The following is a 20734-nucleotide window of genomic DNA, read 5'->3' on the forward strand; positions in this document are numbered from 1 at the left end:
GGGACGTGGTGGAGCCGCTGGACCAAGTCTGTACTAGGTGAGCGATGGGGTGACGCAGGAAGGTAGTCCAGCCCGGGCGGTGGTTGTCCCGGGGTAAGGGTGTAGGGCGTTGTGTAGGCAAATCCGCACAACACGTAGCCTGAGACCTGATGCCGAGCCGATTGTGGTGAAGTGGATGATCCTATGCTGTCGAGAAAAGCCTCTAGCGAGTTTCATGGCGGCCCGTACCCCAAACCGACTCAGGTGGTCAGGTAGAGAATACCGAGGCGTTCGGGTGAACTATGGTTAAGGAACTCGGCAAAATGCCCCCGTAACTTCGGGAGAAGGGGGGCCATTCCTGGTGACGGTACTTGCTGCCAGAGCTGGGGGTGGCCGCAGAGACCAGCGAGAAGCGACTGTTTACTAAAAACACAGGTCCGTGCGAAGCCGTAAGGCGATGTATACGGACTGACGCCTGCCCGGTGCTGGAACGTTAAGGGGACCGGTTAGCTCTGATTCGTCGGGGCGAAGCTGAGAACTTAAGCGCCAGTAAACGGCGGTGGTAACTATAACCATCCTAAGGTAGCGAAATTCCTTGTCGGGTAAGTTCCGACCTGCACGAATGGCGTAACGACTTCTCGACTGTCTCAACCATAGGCCCGGTGAAATTGCATTACGAGTAAAGATGCTCGTTTCGCGCAGCAGGACGGAAAGACCCCGGGACCTTTACTATAGCTTGATATTGGTGTTCGGTTCGGCTTGTGTAGGATAGGTGGGAGACTTTGAAGCCGTGACGCCAGTCATGGTGGAGTCGTCGTTGAAATACCACTCTGGTCGTGCTGGATGTCTAACCTGGGTCCGTGATCCGGATCAGGGACAGTGTCTGGTGGGTAGTTTAACTGGGGCGGTTGCCTCCTAAAGAGTAACGGAGGCGCCCAAAGGTTCCCTCAGCCTGGTTGGCAATCAGGTGTTGAGTGTAAGTGCACAAGGGAGCTTGACTGTGAGACTGACGGGTCGAGCAGGGACGAAAGTCGGGACTAGTGATCCGGCGGTGGCTTGTGGAAGCGCCGTCGCTCAACGGATAAAAGGTACCCCGGGGATAACAGGCTGATCTTCCCCAAGAGTCCATATCGACGGGATGGTTTGGCACCTCGATGTCGGCTCGTCGCATCCTGGGGCTGGAGTAGGTCCCAAGGGTTGGGCTGTTCGCCCATTAAAGCGGTACGCGAGCTGGGTTTAGAACGTCGTGAGACAGTTCGGTCCCTATCCGCTGTGCGCGTAGGAGTGTTGAGAAGGGCTGTCCCTAGTACGAGAGGACCGGGACGGACGAACCTCTGGTGTGCCAGTTGTCCTGCCAAGGGCATGGCTGGTTGGCTACGTTCGGGAGGGATAACCGCTGAAAGCATCTAAGCGGGAAGCCTGCTTCGAGATGAGCACTCCCACCTCCTTGAGAGGGTAAGGCTCCCAGTAGACGACTGGGTTGATAGGCCGGATATGGAAGCCCTGTGAGGGGTGGAGTTGACCGGTACTAATAGGCCGAGGGCTTGTCCTCAGTTGCTCGCGTCCACTGTGTTGTTCTGAAACAACGACCCCCATACCTGGTCACGGTGTGGGTGCGGTTGACAGTTTCATAGTGTTTCGGTGGTCATAGCGTGAGGGAAACGCCCGGTTACATTCCGAACCCGGAAGCTAAGCCTCACAGCGCCGATGGTACTGCAGGGGGGACCCTGTGGGAGAGTAGGACGCCGCCGAACAATCATTGTGAAGAACCCCCGTCGGGAAACCGACGGGGGTTCTTTGCGTTGTGCATGAATTACCGCGGAGAAGAACTGTGCCGAGAACTCAGCCCTGCGGCTGCGGTTGGGCGGTGCCCCAGCTGGGGCGGCTCTCCCCGTGGCCCTGGGGGTCGGTGAGCCGGGTGACGGTCGAGCCGTCGGCGCGCATCGTGTACAGCTCGGAGGCTCCGCCGGCGGGGGCCTGGTCGAAGGCGATCGCGGTGCCGTCGGGTGAATAGGAGGCGGCTCCGTAGGTGACGTCGGACGGGCCGGGGGTGAGCGCCTCGACCGCCGTGCCGTCGGGGTGGACGGTGTAGATGCCGCCGCCGGGGGCGTTGTCGGGGCCGGCCGGGTAGGTGGTGAAGACGATCCGGCTGCCGTCGGGGGACCAGTCGGCGCGTTCGCCGGCCCGCAGTTCCCACGGGGTGAGTCGGCGCAGGCCGGTGCCGTCGGCGTTGACGATGTAGAGGGAACGGCCGTTGGCGGGCTGGCCGGTGGCGCTGGTCCGGTAGGAGAAGACGAGCTGTTTGCCGTCGGGGGACCAGGAGGGGTCGGTGACGGCGCCGGAGTACGGGGTGTCGTTGGTGAGGAAGGTGAGCCGCTGGGCACTGGTGCCGTCGGGGGCGATGACGAAGAGGTCGCTGTACTGGATCTGTTCCGAGCCCGGATCGGAGCGGCCCCAGCTGCGGGTGAAGGCGATCAGTTTGCCGTCGGGGGACCAGGCGGGCGCGGTCTCCGTCTCGTTGACGCAGTCCGGGGCGCCGGCCTCGCAGAGCGGGCCGAGCTGACGGGCGTTCCGGCCGTCGGAGCCGGTGGTCCAGATGCGGCCGGGGGAGTCGCCGCCGGTGCGGTCGAAGGCGAGCGCGGTGCCGTCGGGGGACCAGCTGGGGTGGTCGTCCCGGGTCAGGTCGGCGGGCTGGGTCAGTTGCTGCCGGGTCCGGCCGTCGGCCGTGACGGCGAAGATCGCGCTGGTGAGGCGGTCCTGGTCGAGGAAGGCCCGGCCGGCGATGAGGCCGTTGTGGGCCGGCGGGGCGGTCGGGGCGGCCGCGGCCGCGTCGACGACGGCGGCGGTGCCGTTGGCGACGGCCGCTTCGACGGTGGGGGTCGGGCTGGGCGACTCGGCGCGGATCTCGCTGAGCGGGATCTCGCCGGGCTGGGCGCCGCAGCCGGTGAGCAGGGCCCCGGCGAGCAGGAGGCCCGCACCGGCATGAGGGCGGGTGCGGGCCTTGGCGGGGGTGGTTCGTGAGAGCCGTTTGCGCGTCATCCGCGTGTCATCTCCGTCTCCGATCCGCCCGGCGAGTCCGGACGTGATGCCCCCCGAAGGAGCTGTCACTTTGTCAGATCGGGGGGTGCGGAGCGGGGCGACACGCGACGGTCCGCGTCCGCCCGGCGGCGGAGAGTCGCCCGTTCGCGCGGAAGTACGGCGGCTCGGCCGAACGGTGACGCGGCGGGACGGTGACGCGGGGTCAGCCGCGGGCGGCCCGGCGTTCGGCCTTGGCGAGGGCCTCCGCCTCGTCCTCGGCCTCGGCCACCTCCAGGGTGGGCGCGGTGCCGCCGAGGTGGACGGGCAGCCACCAGTTGTCCTCGGGGCCGGAGGGCTTGCCGGGGTACTCGCGCTGGGCGCGGTCGAGCATCTCGGTCATCGCGGCGCGCAGGCGCCGGGTGACCATGACGGGCTTGTCCTCCGGCGTCAGCACGATCGGCTCGCCGATCATGATGGTGACCGGGACGTGCCGCTTGGTGAGCGTCTTCGGGCGGCCCTTGGTCCACAGCTGCTGGGTGCCCCAGAGGATCACCGGGAGCAGCGGGGCGCCGGAGTCGGCGGCCATCCGGGCGGCGCCGGTCTTGAACTTCTTCAGCATGAAGGAGCGGCTGATGGTGGCCTCGGGGAAGACGCCGACGACCTCGCCGGCCCGGAGGGCGCGGACGGCTGCCTCGTAGGCGGGCTGGCCGTCGGTCCGGTCGACCGGGATGTGCTTCATGCCGCGCATCAGGGGCCCGGAGACGCCGTGCTTGAACACGTCGTCCTTGGCCATGAAGCGGGTCTTGCGCTTGCCGCCGCGGTAGGCGCCCAGGCCCGCGAAGAGGAAGTCGAGGTAGCTGATGTGGTTGCTCACGAGCACCGCGCCGCCCTCGGCGGGGATGTTTTCGGCGCCGACGATCTTGATGCGCACGTCGAGTGCGCGGAAGACGGTCAGTGCGGCGCCGATCACCGGCGGGTAGACGAGCTCTGCCACGGTCAGTCCTGACTTCGACGGGCCTGGCGGCCCGGTACGGCGGGGCCCCGGGGCGGTGCGTGGGGGCCGACCGGGAGCACGGCACACCGCGGCGGCCACGGGCGATACACGGAGATGATCCCCCGAAGGAGTGCCTGCTGTCACCTGAGGGGTGCTGCCTGGCGGAATGTGAAGGTGTGACGTACGTGATGGGCCCGGCCGGGAACTTTTCCGCTCCGGCCGGGCCCCGCTCCGGGGCGGTGGCGCGGCGCGGTCAGGCGGTGAGGTCCACCCGGCCCTGTGCGCGGCGGACCAGCAGGTACATCTCGCAGCCCAGGCAGTAGCCGAAGGCGGCGTTCAGGAAGGCGGCGGCCAGCGCGAACCCGGTGGCGAGCAGGCCGAGCCAGGCGGCGCCGGTGAGGAAGCCGAGCACGCCGACGAGGGCGAAGACCAGGCCGACAGCCTGGGCGAACCGGGGCGGGCGTTCGTCCTCGGTCTCGGCCGGCGGCGCCAGGCGGGGCCGGACCAGCGTGCGGTAGAGCCATCCGTAGGGGGAGCGGCGCAGCCCGCCGAGGGCTCCGAGGGCGAAGACGAGGGCCTGGGCGGCGAGCAGGGCTCCGCTGCCGGTGAGCAGGACGGCTATCAGGACGACGGTGGTGAGCGCGGCGGCGAAGCGCGGGCCGCGGGGATCGATCTGCACGGGGACTCCGGGAGGGGACGGCGGTGGGCTGACGGCTGGGGAGCGTCAGCGACAGCGCGAGGCCGTGGCCCGGCACAGGTCGACCACCCGGCGGGCGGTCAGCAGCGGCTGTGCGGGGCGGTCGGAGTCCACCCGGTGATCGTACGCGGGCCTCGGGCCGGTGGTCGACCGTTTTGCCGGGGCCGTTCCCGGAGCCCCGGGGGCCTGCCGCAGACTGGGGGCATGACCGGGTTGGTGGTGTGCGTTGTCGTGCTCGCGCTGGCGAGTGCGTTCGGGCTGCTGCGGGCCAAGCGCGACGGGAGGCTGAGGGTGCGGGCGAAGGACGGGGCGGTGGGGCTGTCGGCGGCCGAGCTGGGGGTGCCGCTCGGCGAGCGGGCGACCCTGGTGCAGTTCTCCACGGCTTTCTGCCAGCCCTGCCGGGCCACCCGCCGGGTGCTCGCGGAGGTGGCCGGGATGGTCGACGGGGTGGCGCACGTGGAGCTGGACGCCGAGGAGCGGCTGGAGCTGGTCCGGCGGCTGGACATCCTGCGGACGCCGACGGTGCTGGTGCTGGACGCGGGTGGCCGGGTGGTCCGCCGGGCGGCCGGGCAGCCGAGGCGGGCGGATGTGATCGCGGCGCTGGGCGAGGCGGTCTGAGCGGTCCGGCGCCCCGGCGCGGAACGGCGCGTTCCGCGGTCGCGGTGGGTCCCGAGGGGGAAGGAGCGCCCCCGCGGGGTGGAGCAGGGGCCGGGCTGGGGCAGGATGGCCCTGACGGCAGTGCGTCCGTCCCGCGGTCCACCTGGGCCGACGGCCTGCTCGGGGCTGCCGGGAGGGCCCGAGGGACGTTCGGTCGGGACCGCGCGGCGTAAGCTACTGGCGAGTAGTGACCGTCGTACTACTGGCGAGTATGCTGCCAGGAAGTTCCGGACCGGCACGGGAGCACGCTGCCGGGAGCAGGTGCGTACCGTGTTCCGCGCCCGCTTGCACAGCCGCAGCCGCCGGACGAGACCAGTACAGGAGACAGGCCGTGAGCTTGAGGATCGTTGTCTGTGTGAAGTACGTGCCGGACGCGACGGGTGACCGTCGTTTCGCGGACGACCACACCACCGACCGGGAGGGCGTGGACGGCCTTCTGTCGGAGCTGGACGAGTACGGGGTGGAGCAGGCGCTGCGGATCGCGGAGGCGAACGAGGGTGCCGAGGTGACCGTGCTGACGGTGGGTCCGGACGACGCGAAGGACGCGCTGCGCAAGGCGTTGTCGATGGGTGCGGACAGGGCCGTGCACGTCAATGACGAGGACATCCACGGTTCCGATGTGATCGGGACGTCGGCGGTGCTGGCGAAGGCGCTGGAGCGGACCGGGTTCGACCTGGTGATCGGTGGTATGGCGTCGACGGACGGCACGATGGGTGTGCTGCCGGCGCTGCTGGCGGAGCGGCTGGGTGTGCCGCAGGTGACGCTGCTGTCGGAGGTGTCGGTCGAGGGCGGTGCGGTGAAGGGCCGTCGGGACGGCGACTCGGCGACGGAGCTGGTGGAGGCGGCGCTGCCGGCGGTGGTGTCGGTGACGGACCAGTCGGGCGAGGCGCGCTACCCGTCGTTCAAGGGGATCATGGCGGCGAAGAAGAAGCCGGTGGAGTCCCTGGACCTGGACGACCTGGGCATCGAGGCCGGTGAGGTCGGTCTGGCGGGCTCGTGGACGGCGGTGGAGTCGGTGACGGCGCGTCCGGCGCGCACCGCGGGCACGGTCGTCAAGGACGAGGGCGAGGGCGGCAAGGCGCTCGCGGGCTTCCTCGCCGACCAGAAGTTCATCTAGTCCCACCCGTTCGCGCATCCAACGATCGATCAGGAGCAATGAATCATGGCTGAGATCCTGGTTCTCGTGGACCACGCCGACGGCGTGGTCCGCAAGCCGGCCCTGGAGCTGCTGACCCTGGCCCGCCGCATCGGCGAGCCGTCGGCGGTCGTCCTCGGCGCCGGCGACAAGGCGGCCGAGCTGGCCGCCAAGGCCGCCGAGTACGGCGCCGCCAAGGTGTACGTCGCCGACGGCGCCGAGTTCGCCGACCAGCTGGTCGTCCCGAAGGTGGACGCGCTGGCCCAGATCGCCAAGGCCGCCGACGCGGCCGCGGTGCTGGTCACCTCCTCCGGCGAGGGCAAGGAGGTCGCCGCCCGCGTCGCCCTGCGGATCGGCTCCGGCCTCATCACCGACGCCGTCGACCTGGAGGCCGGCGACAACGGCCCGGTCGCCACCCAGTCGGTGTTCGCCGCCTCCTTCCAGGTGAAGTCCACGGTGACGCACGGCGCCCCGGTCATCACCGTCAAGCCGAACGCCGTCGCTCCGGAGGCCGCCCCGGCCGCGGGCGCGGTGGAGGACGTCACCGTCGCGTTCACCGGCAACGCCGCCAAGGTCGTCTCGCGCACCCCGCGCGTGTCCTCCGGCCGCCCGGAGCTGACCGAGGCCGCGATCGTGGTCTCCGGCGGCCGCGGCGTCGGTGCCGCCGAGGGCTTCGGCGTGGTCGAGGAGCTCGCCGACGCCCTGGGCGCGGCCGTCGGTGCCTCGCGCGCCGCCGTCGACGCCGGCTGGTACCCGCACAGCAGCCAGGTCGGCCAGACCGGCAAGCAGGTCTCCCCGCAGCTCTACATCGCGGCGGGCATCTCCGGCGCGATCCAGCACCGGGCCGGCATGCAGACCTCGAAGACCATCGTGGCCGTCAACAAGGACCCCGAGGCCCCGATCTTCGAGCTCGTCGACTACGGCGTGGTCGGCGACCTGTTCGAGGTCCTGCCGCAGCTCACCGGCGAGGTGAAGGCCCGCAAGGCCTGACACCCGATCCGGTTCCGCCCTGACGGCGGGTGACGGCGCGGGGGCGCGCCCGGGAACTCCCGGGGGCGCCCCCGCGCCGTCGTTCGCCCTGGCCCGCGGGTGACGGGCCCGGGCCCGTAGAGTCGGTCGGCGGCGCCGGTCGCGGATCCCCGCGGGCTCCGTGGGACCCGCGAACCCCGCGGGTCCTGCGGACCCTGTGTGCACTCCGTGGCCCGGCGCTCAGCGGACCGTGGGCATCCGGCCCACCGTGGACAGGGGCGAGGGCAGACGCATGACACTCTTGACGGCGCTTCAAGGCGGTTCCGGCGACTCCGCCGACGCACTGCGGATCTCCGACGGGCCGGGGCTCTCCCGCGAGCGGCTGCTCGGCGCGGCCACGGCCGTCGCCGACCGGGTGGCCGGCGCCCCCGCCCTCGCGGTGCTCGCCCGGTCCACCGCCGAGACGGTGGTCGCGGTCGTCGGCGGCCTGCTCGCCGGGGTCCCGGTCGTCCCGCTGCCGCCCGACTCCGGGCCCAAGGAGCGCGCGCACATCCTGCGCGACTCCGGTGCCGCCCTGCTGGCGCACGCCGTCGGCGACGCCCTGCCGGAGGACGCCGGCGTCGCCGGGCTGCCGGTCGACCTGCGCGAGCGCTCCGCCACCACGTACGCCGAGCCGGACCCGTCGGCGACCGCCTTCGTGCTCTACACCTCCGGCACCACCGGCCCGCCCAAGGGGGCGGTGATCGACCGCGCCGCCGTCGCCGCCGACCTCGACGCGCTCGCCGACGCCTGGCAGTGGACCGCCGAGGACACCCTGGTGCACGGCCTGCCGCTGTTCCACGTGCACGGGCTGGTGCTGGGCGTGCTCGGCGCGCTGCGGACCGGCAGCCGGCTGGTGCACACCGGCCGGCCGACCCCCGCCGGGTACGCGGCCGCGGGCGGCAGCCTCTACTTCGGGGTGCCGACCGTCTGGTCCCGGCTGGCGGCGGACCAGGAGGCGGCCGCCCGGCTCGCCTCCGCCCGGCTGCTGGTCTCCGGCAGCGCTCCGCTGCCCGTCCCGGTGTTCGAACGGCTCGCCGCGCTGACCGGCCACGCCCCGATCGAGCGCTACGGCATGACCGAGTCGCTGATCACCGTCTCCACCCGCGCCGACGGGGAGCGCCGTCCGGGCAGCGTGGGCCTGCCGGTGGCCGGGGTGCGCACCCGGCTGGTCGGCGAGGACGGCGGGCCCGTCCCGCACGACGGCGAGAGCGTCGGCGAACTCCAGGTCGCCGGGCCCACCCTGTTCCGGGGGTACCTCAACCGGCCGGACGCCGACGCCGAGGCGTGGACCGCCGACGGCTGGTTCCGGACCGGGGACGTCGCGGTGATCGGCGCCGACGGCTTCCACCGGATCGTGGGGCGGGCCTCCGTCGACCTGATCAAGAGCGGCGGGTACCGGATCGGCGCCGGTGAGGTGGAGGCGGCCCTGCGCGACCACCCGGCGGTGGCCGACGCCGCCGTGGTCGGCGCGCCGGACGCCGACCTCGGCCAGGCGATCGTGGCGTACGTCGTGCCGGACGGTCCCGTGACGGGTGAACAGCTGACGGACTTCGTGGCGTCGCGGCTCTCGGTCCACAAGCGGCCGCGGCGGGTGGTGCTGGTGTCCGAACTCCCCAGGAACGCCCTGGGGAAGGTGCTGAAGAAGCAGCTGCTGGAGAACTCGGCACACGGGTGACGGGCGGTCACCCGGCGCCGGGTCGGGTGACGGTCGCTCACCTTCCGTGAGCCTTCCTTTGGCGCACTCCACTGCGCGCCGTGACCGGACGCGTGCCTACCGTGACAAGCGGCGCGGACCGGGGCCCCAGGGTCCCGCGCACCGCGTCCAGCGATTGGCGACCAGCGTTCGGCGCGACCGAGGCGATCGGCGCGACCGGCGCGATCAGTGAAGGAAGACAGCAGCATGACGACCGTCAACACCGGCGCACCGGGTGCCGCCGACGACGCGACCGGGCAGCCCACTGCCACCACCTCCCCCCGGCCGGCGCGTGGCGCCCGCCCCTCCCGGGCCGCGCGGGTCCGCCGGGGGATAGGCATGGTGGCCGTGATCGCTGCCGGTGCCGGCGTGATCGGCCTCGGCACCGGTGTGGGGACGGCGGCGGCCGAGCCGGCGCCGGCCCACGCCGGGTGGGACGGTTCGCGGTACTGGTTCAAGAACAGTGCGGGCCAGTGGCGCTGGACGACCCACTACGACGTCTACCTGGCGCGGACCGGCGGCTCGGCCCCGAGCACCGCCGCGGCCGCCCCGGCGTCGCCGACGGCCGTCCCGTCGGGGGGCATCACCCAGGGGTGGGACGGTTCGCGGTACTGGTTCAAGAACAGCGCGGGCCAATGGCGCTGGACGACCCACTACGACATCTACCTCGCGCGGACCGGGGACACGTCCTCGGCCCCGAGTTCCGGATCCTCGGCCGACGCGGCGGCTCCGGCGGCCCCGGCGGCGGACGGTGACGTCGAGGCGGCGGTGCAGTTCGCGCTGGCGCAGCTGGGCAAGCCGTTCCGGACGGCCGGCAACGGTCCGGACGGCTACGACTGCTCGGGTCTCGTCCAGCAGTCCTTCCGGCGCGGCGACATCGAGCTGCCCCGGGTCGCCAACGACCAGTACGCGGCCACCACGCCGGTGACGGCCTCCCAGCTGCGGCGCGGGGACCTGCTGTTCTGGTCGGACGACGGCTCCGCGCGGGGCATCCACCACGTGGCGATCTACCTGGGCAACAACCAGTACGTGGAGGCCGCCCGGCCCGGGACGCTGATCCGGATCTCGGGGATCAGCAGCGGCTACTACCCGACCCACATGGGGCGGCCCTGACGCCTGCTCGGTCGGCCCGGACCGGCGCCCGGACCGCGGTGGTCCGGGCGCCGGTCTGTGGGTGCGGGCCGGTGGCGCCGGTCCGTGGGCGCTTCGGGAGCGGGTGGTCAGGAGGGCCGGGCGGCCGGGTGGGTGAGGTCGGTCGGGCCGGTGAGGTCGGCCGGGCGGGGGAGGGCGCCGCGGGCGCCCAGGGCGGTGACGGCGAAGGCGCCGGCCGCGACGGCGGTGGCGGCGGCCTCGCGGAGGGACGCGCCCTGGGCCAGCCGGGCGGCGAGCGCACCGCAGAACACGTCGCCGGCGCCGGTGCTGTCGACGACGGCGACCTCGGGGGCGGGGAGGCGGTGGAGCGCGCCGCCCGTCGCGACCAGGGCGCCCGCCGCGCCGAGGGTGACCACCGCGCCGTCGCCGAGCGCCGCCAGCGCGGTGGCCGTCGTGGCGGTGCCGTCCGGGCTGTCGTCGGTGGTCCCGGTGGAGTCGGCGGTCCCGGTGGAGTCGGCGGACCGGCCGGTGAGCTGGGCGGCCTCGACGGCGTTGGCGACCAGGAGCGGGCGGCGCAGACCCGGGCCGGACCAGTCCGGGAGGACGCCCGCGGGCGCCGCGTTGTGGATCCAGCGCGGCCCGGCGGGCAGCGCGGAGGCCGTCGCGCGGATGCACTCCTCGGGCACCTCACCACTGGTCAGGACGGTGTCGGCGGAGGTCAGGGCGAGTTCGGCGAGGGCCCGGGCGACCTCGGCGCCGGTCAGCCGGGCATTGGCGCCGGGGACGACCACGATGCTGTTCTCCCCGGCCGGGTCGACCAGGACGACGGCCAGCCCGGTGGGCGCGTCCGGGTCGGTGCGCACGGCGTCGGTCGCCACTCCGGCCGCCCGGAGGTCGGCCAGTGCGGCCCGGCCCTCGGCGTCGGCGCCGACCCGGGCCACCAGGCGGGTCGGCGCGCCCATGGCGGCCGCCGCCACGGCCTGGTTGGCGCCCTTGCCGCCGAAGCCCTGGGTGGAGCCGGCCGCGAGCACGGTCTCCCCGGGGGCGGGGAGCACGGGGCAGCGCAGGATGCGGTCGATGTTCACGGAGCCGATGGCCACGACGCGGCCGGGGGTGCTGGGTGCGGTCATCGTTCCTCTCTAGGCGTTCGGCCGCCGATGGGCAAGCACGGGCCCGGCCCGGCGGCGCGCGTTCGGGGTGGCGTGCAGGGCTCCCGTGCGGTGGGGTGTACGGCTCCCGCGCCGCAGGGTGTACGGACGGTGGGGCGTGCGAGGTGCGGAGGGGGCGCGCGCCCTGGGGTCGGACTCCGGTGTCCAAGGGTGCGCGCTCCGGCGCGGCGGGGGTTGTACCGGCCCTGTGGTAAGCCCTCTGACCTGGGCACATGCCGCTGTCAAACGGAACCGGGAACCGCCATGAGCCGGGCAGACGTGGAGGTATGGGGAACGGCGCGGCGCGGGTACCACCTCGGGTGGCGCTGGTTCGGCTGACGGGGGCGCCGCCCGGTGCGAACGGCACCGGGGGAGGTCGAGAAACAGGGGACGTTAGTGATCGTCTGGGTCAATGGCACGTTCGGGGCGGGCAAGACGAGCGCCTGTCGCGAGTTGGTGGAGCTGCTGCCCGGCAGCATGCTGTTCGATCCCGAGCTGGTCGGCTTCGGGCTGCGGGCGATGCTGCCGGCGGACCGGATGGCGGCGGTGTCGGACTTCCAGGAGCTGCCGGCCTGGCGGCGGCTCGTCCCCGAGACGGCGGCGGCGCTGCTCGGCGAGGTGCCCGGGCCGCTGGTGGTCCCGATGACGCTGCTGCGGGAGGACTACCGGGACGAGATATTCGGTTCACTGGCCTCCCACGGCATCGCGGTGCACCACCTCGTCCTGGACCCTGAAGAAACGATCCTGCGTGCGCGCATTGCGCAGCGGGAGGAGGTGCCCGACGACCCCGCGCGCAGCGAACGGATCCGGCAGTGGTGCCTGGAGCACGTGCCCCGCTACCTCGCCGCCCGCCGCTGGCTGCGCCGGGACGCCCGGCTCGTCGACACCTCCGGACTCACCCCGGGCGAGACCGCCGCCAGACTCGCCCAACTGGTGGGCGACGGGTCGGCCCGCTGTCCGATCGTGCAGAGCCCCGACCCCACCGGGGACACCGTGGCCGCCGCCGTCCTGTTCTTCGACGAGCAGGACCGGGTGCTGCTGGTCGACCCGGTCTACAAGCCGGACTGGGAGTTCCCCGGCGGGGTGGTCGAACGCGGCGAGGCACCGACCGACGCCGCGCTGCGGGAGACCGCCGAGGAACTCGGCCTGCGGCTGGACCCGGCCGCGCTGCGGCTGCTCGCCGTCGACTGGGAGCCGCGCACCGGCCCGCGCCGGGGCGGGCTGCGCCTGGTCTACGACGGCGGCCTGCTGGACGCGACCGCCCGGCAGGGACTGCTGCTCCAGCAGGACGAGCTGCGGAGCTGGCGCTTCGTCAGCCTGGAGGAGGCGTCCGGGCTGCTGCCGCCCGGGCGGTACCGGCGGCTCGCGGCGGCGCTGGACGCCCGCCGCTGCGGGGAGCTGCGCTACCTGGAGGCCGGGCGGCGGGCGGGGGTGGGGCTGGCGTCGACGGCGGACGCGGCCTGAGCGGACCTGCCGATCGGGTTCGGGTTCGGAACCCGGGTTCGGAACCCGGGGTCGGGGCCCGGGGCCGGAGCCCGGGGTCGGGCGGCCGGCGGTCGGGGCGGTGGAGCGGTCGGTCCGGCGTCCTCGGCCGGGCCGGCCGTTCCGGCGTTCCGGGAGTAGTGGGCGGTGAGGGGCCGGGCGGGCCGTGCGGGGCGGGTGCGGCGGCCGTGGCCGGGGGCGGCAGGATGGGGCCATGCCGTTCACCCTGAGCCACCCGGCCGCCGTCCTGCCCCTGCTGCGCCTGGCGGGGGAGCGCGGGCCGCTGGTCGCGTCCGCGCTGGTCGCCGGCTCGATGGCGCCGGACGTGCCGTTCTTCGCGGAGTCGCTGCTGCCCGGGGTCTACCGGTTCGGCGGCGCGACCCACCGCTGGTGGGGGGTGCCGACGGTGGACGTGGCGCTCGCGGCCGGGCTGGTGGCGGGCTGGCACGGGTTGGTGCGCGGGCCGCTGGTCGCGCTGCTGCCGCCGCCGTGGTCCGGCGCGGCCGAGGCGCTGACGGTGCGCCGGGCCGGTCGGGGGCGGCCGTCCGGGGCGGACCTCGCCTGGTTCGCGGCCTCGGCGGCGGTCGGCGCGGCGAGCCACGTCGGCTGGGACGCCTTCACCCACCACGACCGGGCCGGGGTCCGGCTGTTCCCGGTGCTGGGGCGGCCGGTCGCGGGCGGGCCGCAGCTGTGCGAGGTGCTGCAGTACGGCACCTCGGCGCCCGCGCTGGCCGCTGTGGCGGGGTACGCGGTGCGGGCGGCCCGGGCGGTGGAGCCGGTCCGGCCGGCCGTCGAACTGTCCGGCCGGGCCCGGCAGGCGGGCGCGGCGGTACTGGGCGCGGCCACCGCGGCGGGGGTGGTGCACCGGCTCGTTCCGCTGCGGCGCGGGCTGGTGGGGGAGCTGTGCTTCGGCGCCGGGGCCGGGCTCGCGGTCGGCGCGGTCGGGTGGGCGCTGGCCCGGGGCGCGGTGACGGGGGCCCGGGGTGGTACGGACCGGGCGGCCGGTGCGGCCGGGGTACGGGCGGCGCGGGGGTGGCGGCCGACGGCGCACAGGTGGAACGGGGTGGTGCGGGGAGTGTGAGCGGGGCGCGGCGACCCCGGGACGCGCGGGCGTGCGGCAGCGCGGAGCAGGCGTGCGGGGAGGACCTGCCGGGTGCGACCCGGGACCGTGCCGCGTACCGCTGAGGTGGCGCGGGCCGCGCCGTCGTGGTGGACGGCGCGGCCCGCGCGGCCGGGGGCGGACCTCAGCCAGATCTGAGTCGGACCTGAGTCGGACCTGAGTCGGACCTGAGTCGGACCTGACCCGGACCTGACCCGGACCTGCGTCAGACCGAACGCAGCTCGGCGTAGCGGCGCAGGAAGAGCGCCTCGGTGAGGGCCATCCGCTCCAGCTCCAGCGGGTCGACGCTCTCGTTGACCGCGTGGATCTGGGTGGTCGGCTCCTCGACGCCGATCAGCACGATCTCGGCCTCCGGGTAGAGCGTGCGCAGCGTGTTGCAGAGCGGGATCGAGCCGCCCTCGCCGGAGGCGACCATCGGGGTGCCGAAGGCCTCGGCCATCGCCTCGCCCATCGCCTCGTAGGCCGGACCGGAGGTGTCGGCGAGGAACGGGGAGCCGTTGCCCTGGCGCTCGACGGTGACCTGCGCGCCGAACGGCACCTGGGCCTCCAGGTGGGCGACCAGGGCCTCCTGGGCGGCGCCGGTGTCGGTGCCCGGCGGGACGCGCAGGCTGACCGAGGCCTTGGCGAAGGACTGGACGGAGGAGGTGGCGCCGACCACCGGCGGGGCGTCGATGCCGAGGACGGTGACCGAGGGGCGGGCCCACAGCCGGTCGGCGACGGTGCCGGTGCCGGTGAGCGCGACCCCGTCCAGCACCTTGGCGTCGGCGCGGAACTGCTCGTCCGGGTACTGCACGCCGGTCCAGGTCTGATCGGTGGTCAGGCCGGCCACGGCGACGTCGCCGTGCTCGTCGTGCAGCGAGGCGAGCACCTTGACCAGGGCCTGGAGGGCGTCCGGCGCGGCGCCGCCGAACGCGCCGGAGTGCAGGTTGCCCGCGAGGGTGCGGACCGACACGTCGACCACGGTCATGCCGCGCAGCGAGGCGGTGACGGTGGGCAGGCCGGCGGCGAAGTTGCCGGTGTCGCCGATCACGATGGCGTCGGCGGTGAGCAGCTCGGGGTGGGCCTCGGCGTACCGCTCCAGGCCGCCGGTGCCCTGCTCCTCCGATCCCTCGACGATGATCTTCAGCCCGACCGGGTAACCGCCGTCCGCCCGGCGCAGCGCCCGAAGGGCCGTCAGGTGCATCAGGATGTTGCCCTTGCAGTCGGCGGCGCCGCGTCCGTACCAGCGGCCGTCGCGCTCGGTCAGCTCGAAGGCGGGGCTCAGCCACTCGTCCTCGGCCAGGGGCGGCTGGACGTCGTAGTGCGAGTAGAGCAGGACGGTCGGGGCGCCGGCCGGGCCGGGCAGCTCGGCGTAGACGGACTGGGTGCCGTCGGGGGTGTCGAGCAGCCGGACACCGGTCAGGCCCTCGGCGGCGAAGGCCTCGGCGACCCAGTGGGCGGCCTTCTCGCACTCGTCGACCGGGAACTGACGCGGATCGGCGACCGAGCGGAAGGCGACCAGTTCGGCGAGGTCGGTGCGGGCGCGGTCCATCAGGGACCGGACGGCGTCGGCCAGGGGCTGCTGCGGCATCGGGTGTGCTCCGGGTAGGGGTGGTCCGTCCGGGGGGTGCTTCGGGCGAACGGCGTTGACGTGGGGTAACGCCGATCATAGGCGGACACGAACGGACGGCCCCGGGGGGAGCGGTGTCAGGAACCGTCCGCGCGGCCGGTGCGGGCCGGTGCGGGTCCGTCCGGGCCGGTGCGACCGTGATTCGTTCGCGCGTTCGGTGCGGTGCGGCCGACGTCGGCGGGGACGGACGCATAGGATTGTTGCCCGTGACTGACTCCGGAAGCCCCGATTCTCGTAGCCCGATCGACGCCGAGGCCGCCGGGCCGGACCGGCCGGACCCGTTGGAGCCGTTGGACCCGTTGGACGGCGTCTGGGACGTCGTCGTGGTCGGTGCCGGACCGGCCGGTTCCTCCGCCGCGCACGCCGCCGCCGCCCAGGGGCGGCGCGTGCTGCTGCTCGACAAGGCCGAGCACCCCCGGTACAAGACCTGCGGCGGCGGCATCATCGGCCCGTCCCGGGACAGCCTGCCGCCGGACTTCAAGCTGCCGCTCCAGGACCGGGTGCACGCCGTCACCTTCGCGTACGGCGGCCGGTTCACCCGCACCCGGCGTTCCAAGCGGATGCTGTTCGGCCTGGTCAACCGGGACGAGTTCGACCTGCGCCTGGTGCAGGCGGCCAAGCAGGCGGGCGCGGTGCTGGTCACCGGAGTGACCGTCACCGGGGTCGAGCAGCGCGGCGGCGAGCACCGTACGGCGCTGGTCACGGCCGCCGACGGGCGCAGCTTCGAGGCCCGTGCGGTGGTCGGCGCGGACGGCAGCGCGAGCCGGATCGGCCGGCACGTGGGCGTCTCCTTCGACCAGATCGACCTCGGCCTGGAGGCGGAGATCCCCGTCCCGGCCGAGGTGGCCGCGGCCTGGGCCGGCCGGATCCACCTCGACTGGGGCCCGCTGCCCGGCAGTTACGGCTGGGTGTTCCCGAAGACCGAGTCCGGCAGCCTGACCGTCGGGGTGATCTCGGCCCGCGGCGACGGCGAGCGGACCAAGCAGTACCTGGCCGACTACATCCAGCAGCTGGGCCTCGCGGGGTTCCGGCCGAGCGTGGAGTCCGGGCACCTGACCCGCTGCCGGGCCGAGGACTCGCCGCTGTCGCGCGGCCGGGTGCTGGTGGCCGGGGACGCGGCCGGGCTGCTGGAGCCGTGGACCCGGGAGGGCATCTCGTACGCGCTGCGCTCGGGCCGGCTGGCCGGGGAGTGGGCGGTCAAGGTCGCCGAGTCGGCGACGGCGGCGGAGGTGCGCCGGGAGGCGCTGAACTACGCCTTCGCGATCAAGGCCGGTCTCGGGGTGGAGATGCGGGCCGGCAAGCAGATGCTGACGGCCTTCGAGCGCCGGCCGTACCTGTTCCACGCGGCGGTCTGCCTGATCGACCCGGCCTGGCGGGCCTTCGCCCGCACCACCCAGGGGCACACCACCTTCGCCCAGGTGATCCGCCAGTACCGCTCGGCCCGCCGCCTCGCGGCCCTGGCCTCGCGCTGACGTGACGCCGGGTCCGGCGGGTGGGTACCCGCCGGACCCGGCGTGTGCTGACTCGACGTGCTGTTGAGCCCGTGCGCCCGGACCCGGCGTGCGCCGGGCCGATGTGCCGGGGGTGCTACTTGAGGCCGTTGTCGATCGCCGTGATCAGGGTGCCGCCGGGGGTGTCGCCGGTCATTTCCCAGATCATCGCGCCGAGCAGGCCCTTCGATTTCAGGTAGGCCGTCTTCTTGCCGATCGACCAGGCGTCGTCGAAGGTCCACCACTGGCCGCCGGCGCCGGTGTAGCCGTAGGTCGCGACCGACTGTTCGTCGTGGTAGACGGCGAGGTTGGGGAAGGTGGTGATCAGGCTGTTGTACCCGCGGGTGCCGGCCTCCTCGGCGAACTGGCCGGGGGCGGCGCCGGTCGCGCTCTGCCACTCGCCCTTGACGCCGCCGTCGGCGACGCCCTGCCAGCCCCGGCCGTAGAACGCCAGGCCGATGGTGAGCTTGCGCGGGTTGACCCCGGCGTCGAGGTAGGGCTTGACCGCCGTGTCGACGCTGAAGTGGTTGGTGTACGGGTCCTGGGCGTCCGGGTAGAGGTTGCCCTGGTGGCCGGTGCGGTTGGGCTCCCAGGAGTTGTCGCTGCCCGCGCCGTGGAAGTCGTAACCCTGGACGTTGGCGATGTCGAGGTAGTTGAAGATCTTCGAGAGGTCCCAGCCCTGGTTGATCTTCACCGGGTCGGCCGGGGTGAAGGCGGTCAGCAGCTTGTGCGAGCCGCCGAGGGCGTCCAGCTGCTTGCGGAACTCGGCCAGCAGCAGGGTCAGGTTGGTCTTGTCGTTGGCGCTGTAGTGGTTGCCGGCGTGGCCGTCGGGCGAGCCGGGCCACTCCCAGTCGAGGTCGATGCCGTCGAAGATGCCGGCCGCGACGCCGTCGCCGCCCGCGCCGTTGTAGACCGGCAGGTTGCCCTTGATCCACACGTCGAGGCAGGACTTGACGAGCTTCTGCCGGGAGGCGTCGGTGGCCGCCGCGTCGGAGAAGTACTTGGAGTACGTCCAGCCGCCCAGCGAGACGACGATCTTCAGGTTCGGGTACTTCGCCTTCAGCTTCTTCAACTGGTTGAAGTTGCCGCGCAGTTTGCCCCAGCCGTCGTCCGCCACGCCGTCGATCGACTGGGCGGCGCTCATCGGGCGGGCGTAGTCGGCGTCGGCGTCGCCCGCGCCGGTGCCCTGGTCCGGGTCCTGCGGATCGGCGGTGGTGCCCTTGGTGACGCCCGCCATGCAGGTCAGGTTGACCGGGTCGATGTTCTCGAAGGCGTAGTTGATGACGTCGAGCTTGGCCGCGCTGCCCGAGGTGTCGAGGTTCTTGACGAAGTACTGGCGGCCGTAGATGCCCCACTGGGTGAAGTAGCCGACCCGGGCGTACTTCCCGGCGCCGACCAGGTCGGAGGTGGTGACCTTCAGCGGCGCCGAGGCGGGCGAGGCGTTGTCCGCGCCGTCCCTGGCCTTGACGGTGAAGGTGTAGGAGGTGGACGGGGAGAGGCTGCCGACGGTGGTGGTCAGGGTGGAGCCGGTGACCGAGCGGACCAGGGCGCCGTCCTGGTAGACGTCGTACGCGGCGACCTTCAGGTTGTCGGTGGCGGCGTTCCAGGCGAGCGTCACGTCGCTCGAACCCACCGCGGTGGTGCGGAGGTTGGTGGGCGCGGTGGGCGGCGTCGGGTCGGTCGCCGGGTCGAAGGTGGAGGCGGTGACCGGCGCGCTCGCCGGGCCGAGGTTGCCGCGGGTGTCCTTGGCGCGGACGGTCAGCGTGTAGCTGGTCGCCGGGGTGAGGTTGCCGACCACGGCGTCGGTGGTGGTGCTGCCGCCGACCACGGTGCTGCCGTTCAGTACGTCGTAGGAGGCCACCGGGAAGTCGCCGCCGGTCGCGGCGGGCCACTTCAGCGCGAGGCTGTGCGCGGTGGAGTCGGTCACCGCGGGGGTGCCGGGTGCGGAGGGCAGGACGTCCGAACTGCCGTCGCACTTGTCGCCGTTGATCCGGCAGCCGGTGGGCGTGCCGACCGGGCCGTTGGCGACGAACCAGAAGCTGTACGGCTCGGTGGTCTTCCCCGCGGGGACGTTGGCGTTGTAGAACGCGGCGACGGCGGTGACGTGGCGGCCGCTGACCGTCGCGGTGCCGTTGTAGCTGTTCTGGATCGTGACGCCGGCCGGGAGGTCGAACTCCAGGGTCCAGCCGTTGACGGCGGTGGTGTTGTCGTTCCTGACGATGTAGGTGCCCTTCCACCAGGAGCCGTTGTTCTCGGTGGTGAAGGCGGCGGTGAGCTTGCCGGCCGCGTTGGCCGGGGTGGCCAGTGCGGTGATCGCGGCCAGCGGGAGGAGCAGGACGGAGAGCAGCGCGATCAGCCGGTGGCGGCCTCTGCGCGTGCGGGATCGAACGGACATGGTTCTCCCTGCGACTGTGGGGGTTGGACAGGGTGACGCCGAACCGAACGGGGTGGTGCCGGGGTGGTGCGGGGGGTGGTGCCGGGGTGGTGCGGGGTTCGTGACATGCCCACCGCCGTGGGGAGACGGGGGCATGGGCACTGTAGGAGGTACAGACCAATGCGTCAACAGGTCTGTACCACTGGTGAGTTGATCGAATGCGGCGGACCGGGGCCGTCAGCCGCGGCGCGGGTGGCCGGACAGCTCGTCGCCGAGCGGGCTGCGGCTGTACAGCACCGAACGGCCGTGCCGCGCCCGGTTCACCAGCCCGGTCCGGTGCAGCACCGCCAGGTGCTGGCTGACCGCGGCCGGCGTCACCCCCAGCCGGTAGGCGAGGTCGGTGGTGCTGGCCGGCTCGGCCAGCAGCGCCAGCAGCCGGGTCTTCGGCGCGCCGAGCAGCTGCTCCAGTGCGCGCGGGGTCGTCGGCGACGCCGGGGCGGTCATCCCCGCCTGCCCCCGGGCCGGGTAACTGATCTGCGGTGCCCGGTCGTTGCTGATCATCGTGATCGCGCCCCGGGCGAAGAAGGTCGGCACCAGGACCAGCCCGCGCCCGTCCACCGTGATCTCCCCGTCCCACTGCTTCCAACGGCGGTCGACCGACAGCAGCCCGTCCGACCAGCGCAGCCGGTGGTCCAGGTCGGCGAACAGCGCGGCCGCGCCCTGCTGCGCCAGCACCCGGGAGCGGTAGACCAGGTCCGCCTCCAGCACCGCCCGGGCCTGCGGCCACCAGCCCGGCGCGAGGCAGCACTCCCAGTACTCCTCCAGGGCGTCGGCGATCCGCGCCAGCAGCCGGGCCGGGTCGGCCAGGCCCGCCGCGAGCAGCGGGGGCAGCGACCGGTGGTGGGGCAGGAAGGTCTGCTCCAGCTCGGGCCGCAACCGCTCGGGCGGCAGCGCCCGGACGGCGGCCAGCTCGGTGCGGAAGTCCGGCCACGGGGTGGCCGGGCGGGGCGTCAGGAAGTCCGGGATCCAGCGGTGCACGGAGACCAGCGAGAGCAGCAGCGCGGAGTCCAGCCGCTGGAAGGCGGGGCGCAGCCGCTCGAAGGCGGCGGACTGGAGGGGGAAGTACCCGGGGTGGGTCCACATCCGTAGGCTGAGCGCGGCCTCCTGGACGGGGGAGCAGGCGAACCAGGTGGTGGCGAGGTCGGCCAGGCCGAGCTTGAACCGGTGCACGCGAC

15 protein-coding genes and 2 rRNA genes (1 of these 17 cut by a window edge) are annotated in these 20734 nt (G+C 73.2%); 10 read left to right on the plus strand and 7 right to left on the minus strand.

Going from position 1 to position 20734, the window contains the following annotated elements; translation table 11 throughout:
* Positions 1–1531, plus strand: a 23S ribosomal RNA gene (locus ACW14Y_RS33280) (it extends 1592 nt beyond the left edge of the window).
* 85 nt (positions 1532–1616) lie between these two features.
* A 5S ribosomal RNA gene (gene rrf, locus ACW14Y_RS33285) occupies positions 1617–1733 on the plus strand.
* Positions 1734–1821: 88 nt separating this feature from the next.
* On the opposite strand, the gene ACW14Y_RS33290 is transcribed toward rrf, so the two are convergent.
* The 3 genes from ACW14Y_RS33290 to ACW14Y_RS33300 all read right to left on the minus strand — a co-directional run bounded on the left by ACW14Y_RS33290 (position 1822) and on the right by ACW14Y_RS33300 (position 4670).
* Positions 1822–3018 (minus strand): hypothetical protein, encoded by a 1197-nt coding sequence (locus ACW14Y_RS33290; protein WP_456984563.1) that lies wholly within the window; start codon positions 3016–3018, stop codon positions 1822–1824.
* A gap of 202 nt (positions 3019–3220) precedes the next feature.
* Complete coding sequence (locus ACW14Y_RS33295; protein ID WP_030398661.1) at positions 3221–3991, minus strand: lysophospholipid acyltransferase family protein; 771 nt, start codon at positions 3989–3991, stop codon at positions 3221–3223.
* A 253-nt stretch (positions 3992–4244) separates the two neighbouring features.
* A complete protein-coding gene (locus tag ACW14Y_RS33300; RefSeq protein ID WP_380444384.1) occupies positions 4245–4670 on the minus strand; it encodes a DUF4395 domain-containing protein in 426 nt (141 codons plus the stop codon).
* Between the two features lie 222 nt (positions 4671–4892).
* On the opposite strand from ACW14Y_RS33300, the gene ACW14Y_RS33305 reads away from it, so the two are divergent.
* The 5 genes from ACW14Y_RS33305 to ACW14Y_RS33325 all read left to right on the plus strand — a co-directional run bounded on the left by ACW14Y_RS33305 (position 4893) and on the right by ACW14Y_RS33325 (position 10297).
* Positions 4893–5306 (plus strand): TlpA family protein disulfide reductase, encoded by a 414-nt coding sequence (locus tag ACW14Y_RS33305; protein WP_328953793.1) that lies wholly within the window; start codon positions 4893–4895, stop codon positions 5304–5306.
* A gap of 370 nt (positions 5307–5676) precedes the next feature.
* On the plus strand, positions 5677–6462 hold the full coding sequence (locus tag ACW14Y_RS33310; protein WP_456984566.1) for an electron transfer flavoprotein subunit beta/FixA family protein: 786 nt from the start codon (positions 5677–5679) through the stop codon (positions 6460–6462).
* A 45-nt stretch (positions 6463–6507) separates the two neighbouring features.
* A complete protein-coding gene (locus tag ACW14Y_RS33315; RefSeq protein ID WP_402724907.1) occupies positions 6508–7470 on the plus strand; it encodes an electron transfer flavoprotein subunit alpha/FixB family protein in 963 nt (320 codons plus the stop codon).
* A 271-nt stretch (positions 7471–7741) separates the two neighbouring features.
* On the plus strand, positions 7742–9166 hold the full coding sequence (locus tag ACW14Y_RS33320) for an acyl-CoA synthetase (protein ID WP_456984567.1): 1425 nt from the start codon (positions 7742–7744) through the stop codon (positions 9164–9166).
* A 225-nt stretch (positions 9167–9391) separates the two neighbouring features.
* Positions 9392–10297 (plus strand): C40 family peptidase, encoded by a 906-nt coding sequence (locus ACW14Y_RS33325; RefSeq protein ID WP_456984569.1) that lies wholly within the window; start codon positions 9392–9394, stop codon positions 10295–10297.
* A gap of 107 nt (positions 10298–10404) precedes the next feature.
* Here the strand turns inward: ACW14Y_RS33325 and ACW14Y_RS33330 are convergent, their stop codons facing one another.
* A complete protein-coding gene (locus ACW14Y_RS33330; RefSeq protein ID WP_456984571.1) occupies positions 10405–11406 on the minus strand; it encodes a PfkB family carbohydrate kinase in 1002 nt (333 codons plus the stop codon).
* Between the two features lie 414 nt (positions 11407–11820).
* On the opposite strand from ACW14Y_RS33330, the gene ACW14Y_RS33335 reads away from it, so the two are divergent.
* Both ACW14Y_RS33335 and ACW14Y_RS33340 read left to right on the plus strand, forming a co-directional pair.
* On the plus strand, positions 11821–12888 hold the full coding sequence (locus tag ACW14Y_RS33335; RefSeq protein WP_380390422.1) for an NUDIX hydrolase: 1068 nt from the start codon (positions 11821–11823) through the stop codon (positions 12886–12888).
* A 232-nt stretch (positions 12889–13120) separates the two neighbouring features.
* Positions 13121–13987: a DUF4184 family protein gene (locus ACW14Y_RS33340; RefSeq protein ID WP_456984573.1), complete on the plus strand. Its 867-nt coding sequence runs from the start codon at positions 13121–13123 to the stop codon at positions 13985–13987.
* A 244-nt stretch (positions 13988–14231) separates the two neighbouring features.
* Here the strand turns inward: ACW14Y_RS33340 and ACW14Y_RS33345 are convergent, their stop codons facing one another.
* Positions 14232–15596: a dipeptidase gene (locus ACW14Y_RS33345; protein ID WP_380441938.1), complete on the minus strand. Its 1365-nt coding sequence runs from the start codon at positions 15594–15596 to the stop codon at positions 14232–14234.
* Between the two features lie 245 nt (positions 15597–15841).
* Between ACW14Y_RS33345 and ACW14Y_RS33350 the strand changes: the two genes are divergently transcribed.
* Positions 15842–17107 carry a geranylgeranyl reductase family protein gene (locus ACW14Y_RS33350; protein ID WP_380306309.1) on the plus strand — a complete coding sequence of 422 codons (1266 nt, stop codon included), beginning with the start codon at positions 15842–15844 and terminating at the stop codon, positions 17105–17107.
* A gap of 115 nt (positions 17108–17222) precedes the next feature.
* Here ACW14Y_RS33350 and ACW14Y_RS33355 read toward each other — a convergent pair whose 3' ends face one another.
* Both ACW14Y_RS33355 and ACW14Y_RS33360 read right to left on the minus strand, forming a co-directional pair.
* On the minus strand, positions 17223–19520 hold the full coding sequence (locus ACW14Y_RS33355; protein ID WP_456984576.1) for a glycosyl hydrolase family 18 protein: 2298 nt from the start codon (positions 19518–19520) through the stop codon (positions 17223–17225).
* 216 nt (positions 19521–19736) lie between these two features.
* Positions 19737–20729: an ArsR/SmtB family transcription factor gene (locus tag ACW14Y_RS33360; RefSeq protein WP_380390428.1), complete on the minus strand. Its 993-nt coding sequence runs from the start codon at positions 20727–20729 to the stop codon at positions 19737–19739.
* Positions 20730–20734: the final 5 nt, after the last annotated feature.

This window comes from Kitasatospora sp. cg17-2, assembly GCF_054031055.1.